Genomic DNA, 16264 nt, shown 5'->3' on the forward strand with positions numbered 1-16264 from the left:
CGGCCCCGGCCGGCACCGCGGGTGGCGACCGCGCGGGACGAGCCGTGGGCGCCGCGCGGCACGGTGGTGGACCGGCCGCGGACGGCGCCCGTGCGGCGGACCCGGCCCGGCACCGGCCGGACGGTCGAGGTGGACGCGGACGGGCTGCCGGTCCACCCGCTGCTGCTCGCCGCGCGCCCCGGACCCGCCACCCGGACCCGACGCCTCGCCGCCCCGGACCCCGTCGCCCGCCGCGCCCGCCCGAGGTCCGCCACCCGGCACCCCCATCCCGGACCGACATACCGAGCATCTCCGCCTTCATCATGTGAACTCCCGCGCCCCGCAAGGACTTTCTCGGTTGCACCTCTTGACGGCCGGGTCGGCCGGGAGCACATTGGCCGCGCAACCCTTGGCTGAGAGCGCTCTCAACCCCCCACCGGCGCTCTCGGACGGGCACCCGCGCATCCCCACTCCGTACCGGGAGGACCCCCATGAGCGACACCTCCGGCACCCCCGGCAGACGCAGGCCCCACCGGCGGGCCCTCGTCGCCGTCCTGAGCGCCCTGGGCCTGGCCGCGCTCGCCGCCACGGCCGTGACGCCGACCGCGACCGCGGCCGCGCCGCCGCCCCCGTCGGGCTGGACGCAGGTCTTCGTCGACGACTTCGACGGGGCCGCCGGCTCCGGCGTCAACACGGCCAACTGGCAGTACGCCACCGGCAAGGGCTACCCGGGCGGCCCCGCCAACTGGGGCACCGGCGAGATCGAGACGATGACGAACAGCACCAGCAACGTCTCCCTCGACGGCAGCGGCAACCTCCGCATCACCCCGCGCCGCGACGCGGCCGGCAACTGGACCTCGGGCCGCATCGAGACCAACCGCACCGACTTCCAGCCCCCGGCCGGCGGCAGGCTGCGCGTCGAGGCGCGGATCCAGATGCCGAACGTCACCGGCGCGGCCGCCCGCGGCTACTGGCCCGCCTTCTGGATGCTGGGCGCCCCGTTCCGCGGCAACTACTGGAACTGGCCGGGCGTCGGCGAACTGGACATCTTGGAGAACGTCCAGGGCATGAACACCGTCTGGGCGACGATGCACTGCGGCACCTCACCCGGCGGCCCGTGCAACGAGACCACGGGCATCGGCGGTTCCACCGCCTGCCCCGGCGCCACCTGCCAGTCCGGCTTCCACACGTACCGCATGGAGTGGGACCGCTCCACCGCCGTGGAGGAGATCCGCTTCTACGTCGACAGCACCCACTACCACACCGTGCGGGAGAACCAGGTCGACGCGGCCACCTGGGCCAACGCCACCGACCACGGCTACTACATCATCCTCAACGTGGCGATGGGCGGCGGCTTCGTGGACGCCTTCGGCGGCGGCCCGGACGCCGCCACGGTCCCCGGTCACCCGATGGTCGTCGACTACGTCCAGGTGCTGTCGGCCGGCGGGGGCGGTACCACGCCCCCGCCGACCGGCAACCGCGACGCCTACGGCACCATCCAGGCCGAGTCCCACGACGGGCAGTCCGGCACGATGACGGAGGGCACCACCGACACGGGCGGCGGCCAGAACATCGGCGCGCTCGCCAACGGCGACTGGGCCCTCTACCGGGGCGTCAACTTCGGCTCCACCCCGGCCCGGCAGTTCAGCGCCCGGGTCGCGAGCGGCGCCGGAGCGGGGGTGAGCGGACTGGTCGAGGTGCGCCTGGACAGCCGCGGCAACGCACCCGTCGGCAGCATCGCCCTGGGCAACACCGGCGGCTGGCAGTCCTGGCGGACGGTCCCGGCCAACATCCCCGGCGTCACCGGCACCCACGACGTCTACCTCACCTTCACCAGCGGCCAGCCGGCCGACTTCGTGAACGTCAACTGGTTCACCTTCGGCCGCTAGCGGCCGCACCGTTCCGGGCGGGGTCCACGCGGCGCGTGGGCCCCGTCGCCGTGTCAGCGCAGCTCCGCCCGGAAGGCGGCCGGGGTCAGCTCCGTGTGCTGGTGGAAGAACTTGGAGAAGTTGGCCGCGTCCGGGAAGCCGACCGCCGCGCCGACCCGGCCGATGGGCAGGTCGGTGTGGGCGAGGAGGCGTTTGGCCTCCAGCACGACGCGCTGGTCGATGAAGCCCTTGGGGGTGTCGCCGGTGGCGGCGCGGACCGCGCGGACCAGGGTGCGGCGGGAGTAGCCGAGGGCGTCGGCGTAGGCGCTGACGCTGTGGTTGGTGGCGAAGTCCCGCTCGACCGCGTCCCGGAAGAGCGTGAAGGTGGTGTCCGCCCGCCGCGCGGCCGCCGCCGAGCTGGCCGCCAGATGGGACAGGCGGAGCAGGAACGCGCTGAGCGAGTGGCGCAGCAGGGCGGTGTGCAGGCTCAACGGGAGCGTGGCCGCGTCCTCGTACTCGCGCCGCAGCTGGGCCAGTGAGGCGCGCAGGGCCGCGAGCCGGGGTGCGTCGGGGCGCAGCAGGGGCGGGAGGTCGTGCCGGTACAGGCCGGCGGCCTCCACCGTGGTCCGGGGCAGGAAGCCGGGCTGCATGGTGAGCACCGTTCCGAGGTACCCGCTCGTGGCCGTGAAGCGGTGTACCTGTCCCGGGCGGATCCACAGCACGTCGCCGGCGCTCGCCTCGTACTCGGTGAAGTCGACCATGTGCCGCACCGGTCCGCCGTCGAAGATCATCACGGCGTGGAAGTCGATGCGGTGGATGCGGTCGAGGGGAGCGTCGGAGTGCCAGGTGTGACCGGGATCCATCGATCCGACGCGCATGCCGACGCCGCAGACGCTGCGTTCGGCCGGGAAGGCGAGGGTCCGGATGCCGTCCTGCCCGTCCTCACCTTGGATGTGTCTGTCCGCCATGTCCTTCTCGTGCCGTCCCGATGCCCGTGGGGTGTCCCACTTTCACCACAGGCTGGCACATCCCAACCTTCCGTCAAAAAAGTCAGACTTTTAAGGTCGAACGCGTCCGACCAGCCAGAACGCTGGTTTCCGTGACCTTTTGAAGAGGACTGGCTACAGATGAGCGCGCACACACCCGACGCTCCCGGCGGCCCGGAGCGGACCGAACTCGACCGGCGTGCCGTCGACACCGCCCGCCCGCCGGCGGCCGATGCCGTGCAGCGGGCCGACCCCGCCCCGCACGGCCTGGCCCTCACCCCTCAGGCCGTACCGGCGTACGAGCCGAACGAGGACGCGGCGCGCGGCGGTTACGTGCTGTTCGAGGCCGAGGGCGGCACGCCGCAGGTGGTCCTGATCGCCACCGGTCATGAGGTGCAGCCGGCCGTCGCGGCGCGCGAACGGCTCCAGGATGCCGGGGTGCCCACCCGGGTGGTGTCGATGCCGTCCGCGGAGTGGTTCGAGGAACAGCCGCGCGCCTACCGCGAGCGGGTGCTGCCGCCGTCCGTGAAGGCGCGTGTCGCTGTCGGGGCGGGGGTGGGTCTGACGTGGTACCGCTTCGTAGGTGACACAGGACGCCTCGTCTCCCTCGAACACCTCGGCGCCTCCGCCGACGCCGCGACCCTGTTCGCCGAGTTCGGCCTCACCGCCGAGCACGTCGTCGCCGCGGCCCGGGAATCGCTGGCCGCCGCGCGTGGTTGATCCGATCGCCAGAAAGAAGATGATCACTGTGACCCGAGCATCCGCGACCGCGGGAGCACTCAAGCGACTGTCCGACGAGGGCGTGTCGATCTGGCTGGACGACCTGTCACGCGAGCGGATCACCTCCGGCGGCCTCGCCGAGCTGGTCCGGACCCGGCACGTCGTGGGCGTCACCACCAACCCGTCCGTCTTCCGGGACGCCATCGGCTCCGGCGAGGGGTACGAGGAGCAGCTCGCCGACCTCGCCGTGCGCGGCGTCACGGTCGACGAGGCCGTGCGCATGATGACCACCGCCGACGTCCGGGCCGCCGCGGACGTGCTGCGCCCGGTGTACGACGCCACCGGCGGCCGGGACGGCCGGGTCTCCATCGAGGTCGACCCGCGCCTCGCGCACGACACCCGCGCGACCGTGGCCGAGGCCCGCCAGCTGGCCTGGCTGGTGGACCGGCCCAACGTGATGATCAAGATCCCGGCCACCGGGGCGGGCCTGCCCGCTGTCACCGAGGTGATCGGCGCCGGCATCAGCGTCAACGTCACGCTGATCTTCTCGCTGGAGCGCTACCGCGAGGTCATGGACGCCTACCTGGGCGGCCTGGAGAGGGCGCAGGCGGCGGGGATCGACCTGGCCGGCATCCACTCCGTGGCGTCCTTCTTCGTCTCCCGGGTGGACAGCGAGATCGACAAGCGGCTGACGGTGCTGGGCACCCCCGGGGCGCTGGCGCTCAAGGGCCGGGCGGCGCTCGCCAACGCGCGGCTCGCCTACGCGGCGTACGAGGAGGTGTTCGGTTCCGCCGGCCGTGCGACGCCCTCCGGTGACCGGTGGACCGTGCTGGCCGGGTCGCGGGCGAACAAGCAGCGCCCGCTGTGGGCCTCGACCGGGGTGAAGGACCCCGCGTACAAGGACACCCTGTACGTGGAGGACCTGGTCGCGCCCGGCACGGTCACCACCATGCCGGAGGCCACCCTGGACGCCACCGCCGACCACGGCGACATCCACGGCGACACGGTCAGCGGCGGCTACGCGCAGGCGCGGGCCGATCTGGCCGCCGTGGAGCGGCTGGGGATCTCCTACGACGAGGTGGTGCGGCAACTGGAGGACGAGGGGGTCGCCACGTTCGAGGCGGCCTGGCAGGAGCTGCTGGACGCGGTGACGAAGTCGCTGACCGGTAAGGGAGTTGACGGGGAATGAGCACGGAACCGACCACGAGCGAAGAGGGTGTCGAGGAGGCGTCGGCACCGGCCGGCGCCCCGGCCACCGGGGAGCCGGCCGCCGGGGACGGGCCCGCGCCGGCCGGCCCCTCCCCCGACTGGAGCAATCCGCTGCGCGACGCGCGGGACCGCCGCCTGCCCCGGATCGCCGGCCCGTCGGGGCTGGTCATCTTCGGCGTCACCGGCGACCTGTCCCGCAAGAAGCTGATGCCGGCCGTCTACGACCTGGCCAGCCGGGGTCTGCTGCCGCCGGGCTTCTCGCTCGTCGGGTTCGCCCGCCGGGACTGGGCGGACCAGGACTTCGCCGAGGTCGTGCACGACGCGGTGCGCGAGCACGCGCGGACGCCGTTCCGCGAGGAGGTCTGGCAGCAGCTCGCCGAGGGCATGCGGTTCATCCCCGGCGACTTCGACGACGACGAGGCCTTCAAGCAGCTGCACTCCGCCGTGGAGGAGCTGGACGCCTCGCGGGGCACCAGCGGCAACTACGCCTTCTACCTGTCCGTGCCGCCGAAGTTCTTCCCCAAGGTCGTCCAGCAGCTGAAGAAGCACGGGCTGGCCGACGCCCCGGAGGGCTCCTGGCGGCGCGCGGTGATCGAGAAGCCGTTCGGCCACGACCTGGCGTCGGCCCAGGAGCTGAACGCGATCGTGCACGACGTGTTCGACCCGGAGCAGGTGTTCCGGATCGACCACTACCTGGGCAAGGAGACCGTCCAGAACATCCTGGCGCTGCGCTTCGCCAACCAGATGTTCGAGCCGATCTGGAACCGGTCCTTCGTGGACCACGTGCAGATCACCATGGCCGAGGACATCGGCATCGGCGGCCGGGCGGGCTACTACGACGGCATCGGCTCGGCCCGGGACGTGATCCAGAACCACCTGCTCCAGCTGCTCGCGCTGACCGCGATGGAGGAGCCCGCCTCCTTCGACGCCTCGTCGCTGCTGACGGAGAAGCTGAAGGTGCTCAAGGCGGTGAAGCTGCCGGAGGACCTCGGCCGGCACACCGTGCGCGCCCAGTACACGGCCGCCTGGCAGGGCGGCGCGAAGGTGCGCGGCTACCTGGAGGAGGACGGCATCGACCCGGCCTCCACCACCGACACCTACGCCGCGATCAAGCTGAACGTCGACAACCGGCGCTGGGCGGGCGTGCCCTTCTACCTGCGCACCGGCAAGCGCCTGGGCCGCCGGGTCACGGAGATCGCGGTGGTCTTCCAGCGGGCGCCGCACTCCCCCTTCGACTCCACCGCCACCGAGGAGCTCGGCAAGAACGCGATCGTGATCCGCGTGCAGCCGGACGAGGGCATGACGGTCCGGTTCGGTTCGAAGGTGCCGGGCACGTCGATGGAGATCCGGGACGTGACCATGGACTTCGCCTACGGCGAGTCCTTCACGGAGTCCAGCCCGGAGGCGTACGAGCGGCTCATCCTGGACGTCCTGCTGGGTGACGCCAACCTGTTCCCGCGACACCAGGAGGTGGAGGAGTCCTGGAAGATCCTCGACCCGATCGAGGAGTACTGGGCCGCGCACGGCAGGCCCGCGCGGTACGTCGCGGGCAGCTGGGGTCCCGAGGAAGCCGACGAGATGCTCGCACGAGACGGACGGAGCTGGCGCAGGCCATGAAGATCGACCTGACCGACACCACGGCAAGCAAGATCAACAAGGCGCTGGTGCAGGGTCGCCGCGCCATCGGCACGCCCGCTGTGGGCATGGTCCTGACGATGGTCGTCGTCACGGACGAGGAGAACGCCTACGACTCGGTCAAGGCGGCCGAGCAGGCCTCGCACGAGCACCCCTCGCGCACCCTGGTCGTCATCAAGCGGCACGCCCGCACCTCCCGGGACCGCACGCAGTCCCGCCTCGACGCCGAGGTGCGGGTGGGCGCCGACGCGGGCACCGGCGAGACGGTGGTGCTGCGCACCCACGGCGAGGTGTCCGACCACGCCGACTCCGTGGTGCTGCCGCTGCTGCTGCCGGACGCCCCGGTCGTCGTGTGGTGGCCGGTGGACGCCCCCGAGGTGCCCGCGGAGGACCCGCTGGGGGCGCTCGCCCAGCGCCGGATCACCGACATGTACGCCGTGCAGGCACCGCTGGCCGCGCTGGAGTCGCGGGCCCGGTCCTACGCGCCCGGCGACACCGACCTGGCCTGGACCCGCCTGACCCCCTGGCGCTCGATGCTGGCGGCGGCCCTGGACCAGGCCAGGCTGCGGATCACCGCGGCGGCCGTGGAGAGCGAGGCCGACAACCCCAGCGCCGAGCTGCTGGCCCGCTGGCTGGAGGCACGGCTGCACGTCCCGGTCGACCGGGTGGAGACCACGGGCCCGGTGGTGACCGGCGTCCGGCTGGGCACGGAGAGCGGCGAGATCGTCATCGACCGGCCCGAGGGCCCGCTGGCCACGCTGTCCCTGCCGGGCCAGCCGCCGCGCACCCTGGCGCTGAAGGTGCGCGCCACCTCCGAACTGATCGCCGAGGAGCTCCGGCGCCTCGACGCGGACGAGATGTACGCCGTCGCCCTGCGGGGCGAGGGCACCGAGGAGACGCTCTCCCATGTCTGACACCCCCGTGCTGACGCGGCGGCCCGAGTGGACCGCCCTGGAGGACCACCGCGCGCAGGCGATGCGGCGGCCCCGCCTGCGCGACCTGTTCGCGGCCGACCCCCGGCGCGCCGAGCGGTACGTCGTACGGGTCGGTGACCTGCGCGTCGACTACTCCAAGCACCTGATCACCGACGAGACGCTCGTGCTGCTGCGGGAACTGGCCGCCGCCACCGGCGTGGCCGGACTGCGCGACGCCATGTTCCGCGGCGACCGCATCAACACCACCGAGGACCGGGCGGTGCTGCACACCGCGCTGCGCGCGCCGCGGGACGCGGTGGTCGAGGTCGACGGCGAGAACGTGGTCCCCCGGGTGCACGCCGTCCTGGACCGGATGGGCGCCTTCGCCGACCGGGTCCGCTCCGGGGAGTGGACCGGTCACACCGGCCGGCGCATCCGCAACGTCGTCAACATCGGCATCGGCGGCTCCGACCTCGGCCCGGCGATGGCGTACGAGGCGCTGCGCGCGTACACCGACCGCTCGCTGACGTTCCGGTTCGTGTCGAACGTCGACGGTGCCGACCTGCACGAGGCGGTCCGCGACCTGGACCCGGCCGAGACGCTGTTCGTGGTGGCGTCCAAGACGTTCACCACGATCGAGACGATCACCAACGCCACCTCGGCGCGCTCGTGGCTGCTGGCCGGCCTCGACGGCGACGCCAAGGCGGTCGCCCGGCACTTCGTCGCCGTGTCGACGAACGCGGGGAAGGTCACCGAGTTCGGCATCGACCCGGACAACATGTTCGAGTTCTGGGACTGGGTCGGCGGACGCTACTCCTACGACTCGGCGATCGGCCTGCCGCTGGTGATCGCGATCGGCCCGGAGCGGTTCCGGGAGATGCTCGACGGGTTCCGGACCGTCGACGAGCACTTCCGCACCGCGCCCGCCGAGGCCAACGCCCCGCTGATCATGGGCCTGCTGGGCATCTGGTACGGCAACTTCTTCGCGGCCGAGTCCCACGCGGTGCTGCCGTACAGCCACTACCTCTCCCGGTTCACGGCCTATCTGCAACAGCTCGACATGGAGTCCAACGGCAAGTCGGTGGACCGGGACGGGCGCCCGGTGGGGTGGCACACCGGGCCGGTGGTGTGGGGCACGCCCGGCACCAACGGGCAGCACGCCTACTACCAGCTGATCCACCAGGGCACCCGGCTCGTTCCCGCCGACCTGATCGGCTTCGCCCGCCCGGCCGGTGAGCTGAGCGACGAGCTGCGGGCCCAGCACGACCTGCTGATGGCCAACCTGTTCGCGCAGGGGCAGGCGCTCGCCTTCGGCAAGACCGCCGACGAGGTCCGCGCGGAGGGCGTGCCCGAGGAGCAGGTGGCGCACCGCACCTTCCAGGGCGACCACCCGACCACCACGATCCTGGCCCCGCGGCTGACCCCGTCGGTCCTCGGACAGCTGGTCGCGCTGTACGAGCACAAGGTGTTCGTCCAGGGCGCCGTCTGGCACATCGACTCCTTCGACCAGTGGGGCGTGGAACTCGGCAAGGTCCTCGCCCGGCGCGTCGAGCCCGCCCTGACCGGGGGCGCGGAAGTGCCCGGTCTCGACCCCTCCACGGCCGCGCTCGTGGCCGCCTACCGCGAATTCAGGAAGTGAGCTGACATGCAGATCGGTCTTGTTGGTCTGGGCAAGATGGGCGGCAACATGCGCGAGCGCCTGCGCAACGCCGGCCACGAGGTCGTCGGGTACGACACCAACCCCGAGCTCTCCGACGTGGACAACCTGGTCGAGCTCGCCGACCGGCTCGCCGCGCCGCGCGTGGTCTGGGTCATGGTCCCCGCGGGCGCCGTCACCCAGAGCGTCATCGACCAGCTGGCGAGCGTCCTCAAGCCCGGTGACACCGTCGTGGACGGCGGCAACTCGCGCTGGACGGACGACGAGAAGCACGCCGCGGAGCTCGGCAAGCACGGCATCCGTTTCGTCGACGCGGGCGTCTCGGGCGGCGTGTGGGGCCTGAAGAACGGCTACGCGCTGATGGTCGGCGGCGAGCAGGAGCACGTCGAAGCGCTGCGGCCGCTCTTCGACGCGCTCAAGCCGGAGGGCCCGTACGGCTACGTCCACGCGGGCAAGGTGGGCGCCGGGCACTTCGCGAAGATGGTCCACAACGGCATCGAGTACGCCATGATGCAGGCCTACGCCGAGGGCTGGGAGCTGCTGGAGAAGGTCGACTCGGTCGACAACGTCCGGGAGGTCTTCCGCTCCTGGCAGGAGGGCACCGTCATCCGCTCCTGGCTGCTCGACCTCGCGGTCAGCGCCCTCGACGAGGACCAGCACCTGGAGAAGCTGCGCGGCTACGCGGAGGACTCCGGCGAGGGCCGCTGGACGGTGGAGGCGGCGATCGACAACGCCGTGCCGCTGCCCGCGATCACGGCCTCCCTCTTCGCGCGGTTCGCCTCGCGGCAGGAGGACTCGCCGCAGATGAAGATGATCGCGGCGCTGCGCAACCAGTTCGGCGGCCACGCCGTCGAGTCCTCGCAGAAGTGACCGGCGTGGGGGATCTGCTGCTGGTCCGCCACGGTGAGACGGAGTGGAGCGTCACGGGACAGCACACCAGCTGGACCGACCTGCCCCTGACCGGGCACGGCGAGGAACAGGCCACGTCCCTCGCTCCCCTCCTCACCGGCCGGACCTTCGCGCTGGCGCTGACCAGCCCGCTGGGCCGCGCGGCACGCACCGCCGAACTGGCGGGCGTCAACAGGGCCGTACCGGACCCCGATCTGCACGAATGGGACTACGGCGGCTACGAGGGCGTCACCACCCGGGAGATCCACCGCACGCGTCCGGGCTGGGACCTGTGGACGGACGGGGTGCCGCCGGGCGCGGAGGGGCACCCCGGCGAGTCCCCGGCCGAGGTCGGCGCGCGCGCCGACCGGGTGCTGGCCCGGGTCGGCGACGCGCTCGCCGGCGGTGACGTGGTGCTGGTGGCACACGCCCACTTCCTGCGGGTCCTCGCGGCCCGCCGGCTCGGGCTGCCGCCCGCCGGCGGGCGGTTGTTCCAGCTGGCGACGGGCACGGTGAGCCGGCTGTCGACGGAGCACGGCCGGCCGGTCGTCGCGGAGTGGAACGTACGGCCGTAAGTGCCGTGTTGACACCGGCGGTTCGGCCGGGCCAGAGTCGCCCGCGATGGAGACCGACGATCTGACCCCGGCCGAACTGCGGGTGTGGCGGGCCTTCCCGCGCGGGACCGACGTGGACCTGCGCACCACGGAGGACGCGGACCCGGCGGCGGGCAGCGCGTGGGGGCCGGAGCGCACCGTCCGGGCGGCCGTGCTGCGCTCGCTGCTGCTCAACGGGCCCCGGGAGGACGGCGAGACGGCGCTGCTGAGCCTGGCGGGCGCCCGCGTCACGGGAGTGCTCGACCTGCAGTACGCGACGATCGAGGTCCCCGCCCGGCTGCGGCACTGCCACTTCGACGAGGTGCCCCGCCTGTACGGCTGCCGGCTGCGCGAGCTGAACATCAGCGAGTCGGTACTGCCCGGCCTGGTTGCGCACGGCGTGCACGTCGAGGGCATCCTGCGCATGACCCGGTCCCGGTTCCGGGGGGTGGTGCGGCTCGGCGGGGCGCAGATCGCCGGAAGCCTGTACCTGGAGGGCGCCGAGATCAGCGCGCCGGACCCGCAGACGCCGGCCCTCCAGCTCAACCAGGTGACCGTGGGCGACGACCTGTGGGCGCCCGGGCTGCGGGTCGAGGGCGAGATACGGCTCAGCGGCGCCGGCATCGGCGGGACGGTCAACCTCAACGAGGTCCGGCTCAGCCATCTCGGGCACGCGGCCCTGGACGCCGAGACGCTCGGTGTCGGCGGACACGTCCTGGTGCGGTACGCGCGGGTACGGGGCTGGATGAGCCTGCGCGGCGCGCGGATCGGGGGGCGCCTGGACCTGTCGTACACGCAGTTGTCCAACCCCGGCGAGGCGGCGCTGCGGGCGAGCAGCAGCACCATCGGCGAGCTGTGGCTGCGCAACGGCCCGCCCCTGGACGGCACCCTCAACCTGCGCCGCGCCCAGCTGGAGGTGCTGTTCCTGGACTCGGCGATGGTGCCGGAGCGGGTCCTGCTCAGCAGCCTGACCTACACCTCCCTCATCCCGCACGAGCCGGCGGAACGCCGCCTGCCCATGCTGGAACGCGACGGCGACGGCTACGTGCCGCACGCCTACGAGCAGTTGTCCGCCGGCTACCAGCGGATCGGCGACGACCGCGCCGCCCGGGCGGTCCGGCTCGCCAAGGAGCGCCGTCACCGCGCCACGCTCTCCGGGGCCGGCCGGCTGTGGGGCCTGTTGCAGGACGCCACCGTCGGCTACGGCTACCGGCCGCTGCGGGCGGCGGGGTGGCTGCTGTCGCTGCTGTGCGTCGGCTCCCTCGTGTACGCCCTGCACCATCCGCCCGCGCTGAAGCCGTCCGAGGCGCCCGCCTTCCACCCGGTGTTCTACACGCTGGACCTGCTGCTGCCGGTGATCTCCTTCGGCCAGGAGCCCGCGTTCGCCCCGGAGGGCCGCTACCAGGCGCTGGCCTACGTCCTGGTGCTGACCGGCTGGATCCTGGCCACCACGGTCGCCGCCGGCGTGAGCCGGACGATCAGCCGCCAGTGACCGCTCTCGCGGCGTGCTGGGCGGGCGGCCGGACCGGGGCGTTCCGCGCGCCGTTGCCGCGGCGGCCGCCGTCGCGCCGGACCGGCTCGAAGAAGACCCGGCCACCGGTCCGGGTGCGGCAACGGCGGCAGACGCCGTACGGGTCGCGGTCGCGCAGGACGCCGAGGTCGCGGTAGACCGCCCCGGCCCCGGGGGCCCGGCATTGTCAGTGGCGTGCTGAAGAATGCGGCGTTGAGAGATCAACAACGGCCGAGCCGGGTAGTAGGTCTCGAGCAGCCACCCGCGAAAGGTCCCGATGATGCCGCTCACCTCCGACCACGCGCACGCCTCGCAGGGCCGACGTCCGGCCCGGCTCGTCTCCGGCAGCCGGTCCTCGGCACCGGTCGGTCCGGTCGGCGCGGACATCGCGCGCATCATCTCCGACCCGAGCACGCCGGTGTTCGTGACCGTGCACGCCGGCGGCCGCCGCCGCTACAGCTACTGGCGGCCGTACGACCCGGCGACGGGCCGGGGCAGTTGCTACGTCGCCCTGCCCACCGACGAGTGCGACCGGCTGCACGCGGCCGGCCGGATCACCCTCGGCGAGCCGGTCGTCGACCCGACCAAGACAACCTACCGGGTCCGTCCGGTGCGCACTCCGGCGAGGGCGCTGCGGGTGGTGCCCACGCCCACCCTCGCGGCCTGACCTGGGCGCCGCCGCCACGTCGCCCGCCGCCCGCCGCCCGGGAGGTCCAGCCCGCCCCGCGCACGCCGGCCGGCCCTGGGCGGGGGCGGCCCGCCGTGCGCACGGTCGGCGGCACCCGGCGCGTGCGCACCGGCCGGGGCGTCCCCGGCGGCTGCCACGGCACGCGGCGCTCCCGGCGGCTGCCACCGGTCAGGCCCCGGTCGGGTCGGCCGGGCGCGCGTCACGGCAGCGGGCGTTCCCGGTGCTCAGCCCTCCGCGCCCGCCACGCGCTGGTCCGTCGCGCTCCAGGCGTACTGGAGCCAGTCGCTCAGGGTGACGGCGCCCAGGCCGGCGCAGAGCAGGCGGGTGGCCCGGGGCGCGCCGACGTAGGAACCGACCAGGGCGGCGGCCACCCAGGCGGAGGTGCAGAAGGGGCAGACGACCAGGTCCCCGACGGCACGGCGGACCCCGCTGCCGCGCGGCGCGTCCATGACCTCCCCGGCGTGGGCGTCCTCCTCCCGGCGGGTGAAGGGGGCGCGCAGGAAGCTGGTGATCCGGTCCTTGGTCAGCAGCCGGGACGCCTTGAACGTGGCCGCCCCCAGCAGCACCAGGTCCCAGGGCGGCACCCGGTCGGGCAGCGGCACGCCACGACGGCGCGCGGTCACCGCGAACAGCGCGACGCCCGCGGTGAACGTGCCGGCGAGCGCCGCGTAGCCCTTCAGGGGCACCTCGCCGGCGCTGTCGTAGGGGAAAACCTCGCTCATGGTCCACCTTTCGTCGTCGCGGCTTCCGGGTCCCGCGCCTCGTCCGGCCCGGGTGCCCAGGGGGCCCGGCGCCACACGGGCCACCGCCCCGGTCAGGCCCGCGCGAAGGTCTCCGTGACCTGGCGCCGGCACAGTTCCTCCAGCTCGGCCTGCCGGCGTTCGGCCCGGGCCAGCAGCCCGTCCAGCAGCCGGGCGTCGAGGCGGCCGTCGGTCTCCGCCAGCCGGCGCAGCGTCCGCCAGGCGTCGGACGTGGCGAGCACCCCCAGGCGCAGGGCCTCCAGTTCCACCAGCGAGGTCAGCGGTGACCGGCTCACCAGGCGGCCGTTGCTCTTCAGCCGCCCCAGCCGCTCGGCGGTCCTGCCCAGGGCCAGCTTGTGGCGCCGCACGGGGACGCCGAGGGCGCGCATGATCCCGAGCAGGCTCCCCCGGTCCTCGGCGCTCTCCCGCGCGAGGGCGTGCAGGGCCGGGCCCGACGGCGTCTCGCTCAGCGCCGCGGCCAGGGAACGGGCCCGGTCCGTGACCGCGGCGGCGCCGGCCAGGTGGTCGTTGAGATAGATGCCGAGCAAACGGTCGCGGGCCGGGCCGGAGCCGCCGGTGTCCGTGCCGTTGGCCTGCGGTCGGTCGTTCATGTGTCTGTCCTTCCGGGCGGGTGCCGCCCCGGCTCCGCGGGCGGTGGGCGAGGAGCCGACACGGCCGGTCGAGGGGGGGATGAGCGTGCATGACCACCCTGGGTGCGCCATCGTGGTGACTTCGGGCAATACCGCACGATCTCACACGATTCTTTACCTTTTCACACTGTTTGGGGTTCTGATGGCCGTAGAGGCGGAGCCTGCCACGCTGGTGCCGGTCGAGGGCCGGCGCGGCCGGGGGCGGGTGGTGGTGGCCTGGCTGACCACCACGGACCACAAGAAGATCGGGCACCTGTACCTGATCACCTCGTTCCTGTACTTCATGATCGCCGGCGGGCTGGCGCTGGCGCTGCGGGCGGAGCTGGCCCGCCCGGGGATCCAGATCCTCTCCAACGAGCAGTACAACCAGGCGTTCACGATGCACGGCACGATCATGCTGCTGCTGTTCGCCACTCCGACGTTCGCCGGGTTCGCCAACGCCGTCATGCCGCTCCAGATCGGCTCCCCGGACGTCGCCTTCCCCCGCCTGAACATGCTGTCGTACTGGCTCTTCCTGTTCGGCGGGCTGATCGTGCTCGCCGGCTTCCTCACCCCCGAGGGCTCCGCCGACTTCGGCTGGACCGCCTACACCCCGCTCAGCGGCGGCGAGCGCACCACGCAGGTCGGCGGTGACCTGTGGATCATGGGGCTGGCGCTGTCCGGCTTCGGCACGATCCTCGGCGCGGTCAACTTCATGACGACCATCATCTGCATGCGGGCGCCCGGCATGACCATGTTCCGGATGCCCATCTTCACCTGGAACGTGCTGCTCACCTCGGTGCTGGTGCTGCTCGCCTTCCCGGTCCTCGCGGCGGCGCTGCTCGTGCTGGAGGCGGACCGCAAGTTCGGCGCCCAGGTCTTCGACCCGGAGAACGGCGGGGCGCTGCTGTGGCAGCACCTGTTCTGGTTCTTCGGCCACCCCGAGGTGTACATCCTGGCCCTGCCGTTCTTCGGGGTGATCACCGAGATCATCCCGGTCTTCTCCCGCAAGCCGATCTTCGGCTACACCGGCCTGATCGCCGCCACCATCTCCATCACCGGGCTCTCCGTGACCGTGTGGGCCCACCACATGTTCGCCACCGGGGCGGTGCTGCTGCCGTTCTTCGCCTTCATGAGCTTCCTGATCGCCGTGCCGACCGGAGTGAAGTTCTTCAACTGGATCGGCACGATGTGGAAGGGCTCGCTGTCCTTCGAGCCGCCCATGCTGTGGGCGTCCGGCTTCCTGGTGACCTTCCTGTTCGGCGGCCTGACCGGCGTCCTGCTCGCCTCGCCGCCGCTGGACTTCCACGTCACCGACTCGTACTTCGTGGTGGCGCACTTCCACTACGTCGTCTTCGGCACCGTCGTCTTCGCGATGTTCGGCGGGTTCAGCTTCTGGTGGCCCAAGATGACCGGCACCATGCTCGACGAGCGCCTGGAGAAGATCCACTTCTGGACCCTGTTCGCCGGCTTCCACACCACGTTCCTGGTGCAGCACTGGCTGGGCGCCGAGGGCATGCCCCGCCGCTACGCCGACTACCTCGCCGCCGACGGCTTCACCGCCCTCAACACGGTCTCCACCATCGGCGCGTTCCTGCTCGGCCTGTCCACCCTGCCGTTCCTCTACAACGTCTGGCGGACCGCCCAGTACGGCGAGCGGGTGCAGGTGGACGACCCGTGGGGGTACGGCCGTTCCCTGGAGTGGGCCACCTCCTGCCCGCCGCCCCGGCACAACTTCACCACCCTGCCCCGGGTCCGCTCCGAGTCCCCCGCCTTCGACCTGCACCACCCCGAGATCGCCGAGTTGGAGCAGCAGCAGTACACCGGCCGGCGCGACATCGTGGAACCGGACCCCGGCCAGGGGGGCCGGACGTGAGGACACCGTCCGGCGGGGAGCGGCGCCGACTGGCCGACGCCCTCGCGAACGAGGCCGAGGGCTACCTCGTCGCGTGCGCCGAGCGGGAGGCGGCACGGCGCGAGGCCGAACAACTGTGCGCCCGGCTGCCGTGGCTGACCACCGCCCAGGCCGAGGACCTGGGGCACCGTCTGGTCGAGCAGCGCCTGGAGGTCACCCGAGGGATCCTGCGCCGCTCCGCCGACCGGGCCGAGCGGCTGCACCGGGCCTACGAGGCGCGGTACGCGCACCTGCGGCGCACCCTCCTCAGACGCCACGCGGCCTGCGCCTGCACCCTGCTGGCCTGCGCCGCCCTCGCCGCTGCCGTGCTGGCCGCACCGGGACGCTGAGCGC

The 16264-nt window shown here is 72.9% G+C and carries 14 protein-coding genes and 1 pseudogene; 12 read left to right on the forward strand and 3 right to left on the reverse strand.

The window, feature by feature from the left end:
- Positions 1–470 precede the first annotated feature (470 nt).
- The gene (locus ACFF45_RS28470) at positions 471–1868 is read left to right on the forward strand and encodes a glycoside hydrolase family 16 protein (RefSeq protein ID WP_381349503.1); all 1398 of its coding nucleotides are present in this window, start codon (positions 471–473) and stop codon (positions 1866–1868) included.
- A gap of 53 nt (positions 1869–1921) precedes the next feature.
- Here the strand turns inward: ACFF45_RS28470 and ACFF45_RS28475 are convergent, their stop codons facing one another.
- Complete coding sequence (locus ACFF45_RS28475) at positions 1922–2815, reverse strand: helix-turn-helix domain-containing protein (RefSeq protein WP_381349505.1); 894 nt, start codon at positions 2813–2815, stop codon at positions 1922–1924.
- Positions 2816–3085: 270 nt separating this feature from the next.
- Between ACFF45_RS28475 and ACFF45_RS28480 the strand changes: the two are divergent.
- The 9 genes and pseudogenes from ACFF45_RS28480 to ACFF45_RS28520 all read left to right on the forward strand — a co-directional run.
- Positions 3086–3553, forward strand: a pseudogene (locus tag ACFF45_RS28480) (transketolase-like TK C-terminal-containing protein); the annotation flags it as partial.
- 19 nt (positions 3554–3572) lie between these two features.
- Positions 3573–4742, forward strand: coding sequence for a transaldolase (gene tal, locus ACFF45_RS28485; protein ID WP_381349506.1), 1170 nt, complete (start codon positions 3573–3575; stop codon positions 4740–4742).
- Positions 4739–6379, forward strand: coding sequence for a glucose-6-phosphate dehydrogenase (zwf, locus tag ACFF45_RS28490; protein WP_381349507.1), 1641 nt, complete (start codon positions 4739–4741; stop codon positions 6377–6379). The genes tal and zwf overlap by 4 nt, the downstream gene beginning before the upstream one ends.
- The gene (gene opcA, locus ACFF45_RS28495; RefSeq protein ID WP_381349508.1) at positions 6376–7311 is read left to right on the forward strand and encodes a glucose-6-phosphate dehydrogenase assembly protein OpcA; all 936 of its coding nucleotides are present in this window, start codon (positions 6376–6378) and stop codon (positions 7309–7311) included. The genes zwf and opcA overlap by 4 nt, the downstream gene beginning before the upstream one ends.
- Positions 7304–8950 carry a glucose-6-phosphate isomerase gene (gene pgi, locus ACFF45_RS28500; protein WP_381349510.1) on the forward strand — a complete coding sequence of 549 codons (1647 nt, stop codon included), beginning with the start codon at positions 7304–7306 and terminating at the stop codon, positions 8948–8950. Before opcA ends, pgi begins: the two co-directional genes overlap by 8 nt.
- Positions 8951–8956: 6 nt before the next feature.
- Entirely contained in the window at positions 8957–9838 is an 882-nt protein-coding gene (gene gnd, locus ACFF45_RS28505; RefSeq protein WP_381349511.1) for a phosphogluconate dehydrogenase (NAD(+)-dependent, decarboxylating), read from the forward strand.
- 5 nt (positions 9839–9843) lie between these two features.
- Positions 9844–10431, forward strand: a complete 588-nt coding sequence (locus ACFF45_RS28510; protein WP_381349513.1) for a histidine phosphatase family protein — start codon at positions 9844–9846, stop codon at positions 10429–10431.
- Positions 10432–10477: 46 nt separating this feature from the next.
- Positions 10478–11941, forward strand: a complete 1464-nt coding sequence (locus ACFF45_RS28515) for a membrane-associated oxidoreductase (RefSeq protein WP_381349515.1) — start codon at positions 10478–10480, stop codon at positions 11939–11941.
- Between the two features lie 295 nt (positions 11942–12236).
- Positions 12237–12626, forward strand: a complete 390-nt coding sequence (locus ACFF45_RS28520; protein ID WP_381349516.1) for a hypothetical protein — start codon at positions 12237–12239, stop codon at positions 12624–12626.
- Positions 12627–12871: 245 nt separating this feature from the next.
- Here ACFF45_RS28520 and ACFF45_RS28525 read toward each other — a convergent pair whose 3' ends face one another.
- Both ACFF45_RS28525 and ACFF45_RS28530 read right to left on the reverse strand, forming a co-directional pair.
- The gene (locus tag ACFF45_RS28525; RefSeq protein ID WP_381349518.1) at positions 12872–13369 is read right to left on the reverse strand and encodes a DUF1360 domain-containing protein; all 498 of its coding nucleotides are present in this window, start codon (positions 13367–13369) and stop codon (positions 12872–12874) included.
- A 92-nt stretch (positions 13370–13461) separates the two neighbouring features.
- Positions 13462–13998, reverse strand: a complete 537-nt coding sequence (locus ACFF45_RS28530; protein ID WP_381349519.1) for a hypothetical protein — start codon at positions 13996–13998, stop codon at positions 13462–13464.
- 181 nt (positions 13999–14179) lie between these two features.
- Between ACFF45_RS28530 and ctaD the strand changes: the two genes are divergently transcribed.
- Both ctaD and ACFF45_RS28540 read left to right on the forward strand, forming a co-directional pair.
- A complete protein-coding gene (gene ctaD, locus ACFF45_RS28535; protein WP_381349520.1) occupies positions 14180–15892 on the forward strand; it encodes an aa3-type cytochrome oxidase subunit I in 1713 nt (570 codons plus the stop codon).
- A complete protein-coding gene (locus ACFF45_RS28540) occupies positions 15889–16260 on the forward strand; it encodes a hypothetical protein (protein ID WP_381349521.1) in 372 nt (123 codons plus the stop codon). Before ctaD ends, ACFF45_RS28540 begins: the two co-directional genes overlap by 4 nt.
- The last annotated feature ends 4 nt before the right edge of the window (positions 16261–16264 follow it).

The sequence above is a fragment of the Streptomyces cinereospinus genome, assembly GCF_042430725.1.
GTDB lineage: Bacteria > Actinomycetota > Actinomycetes > Streptomycetales > Streptomycetaceae > Streptomyces > Streptomyces cinereospinus.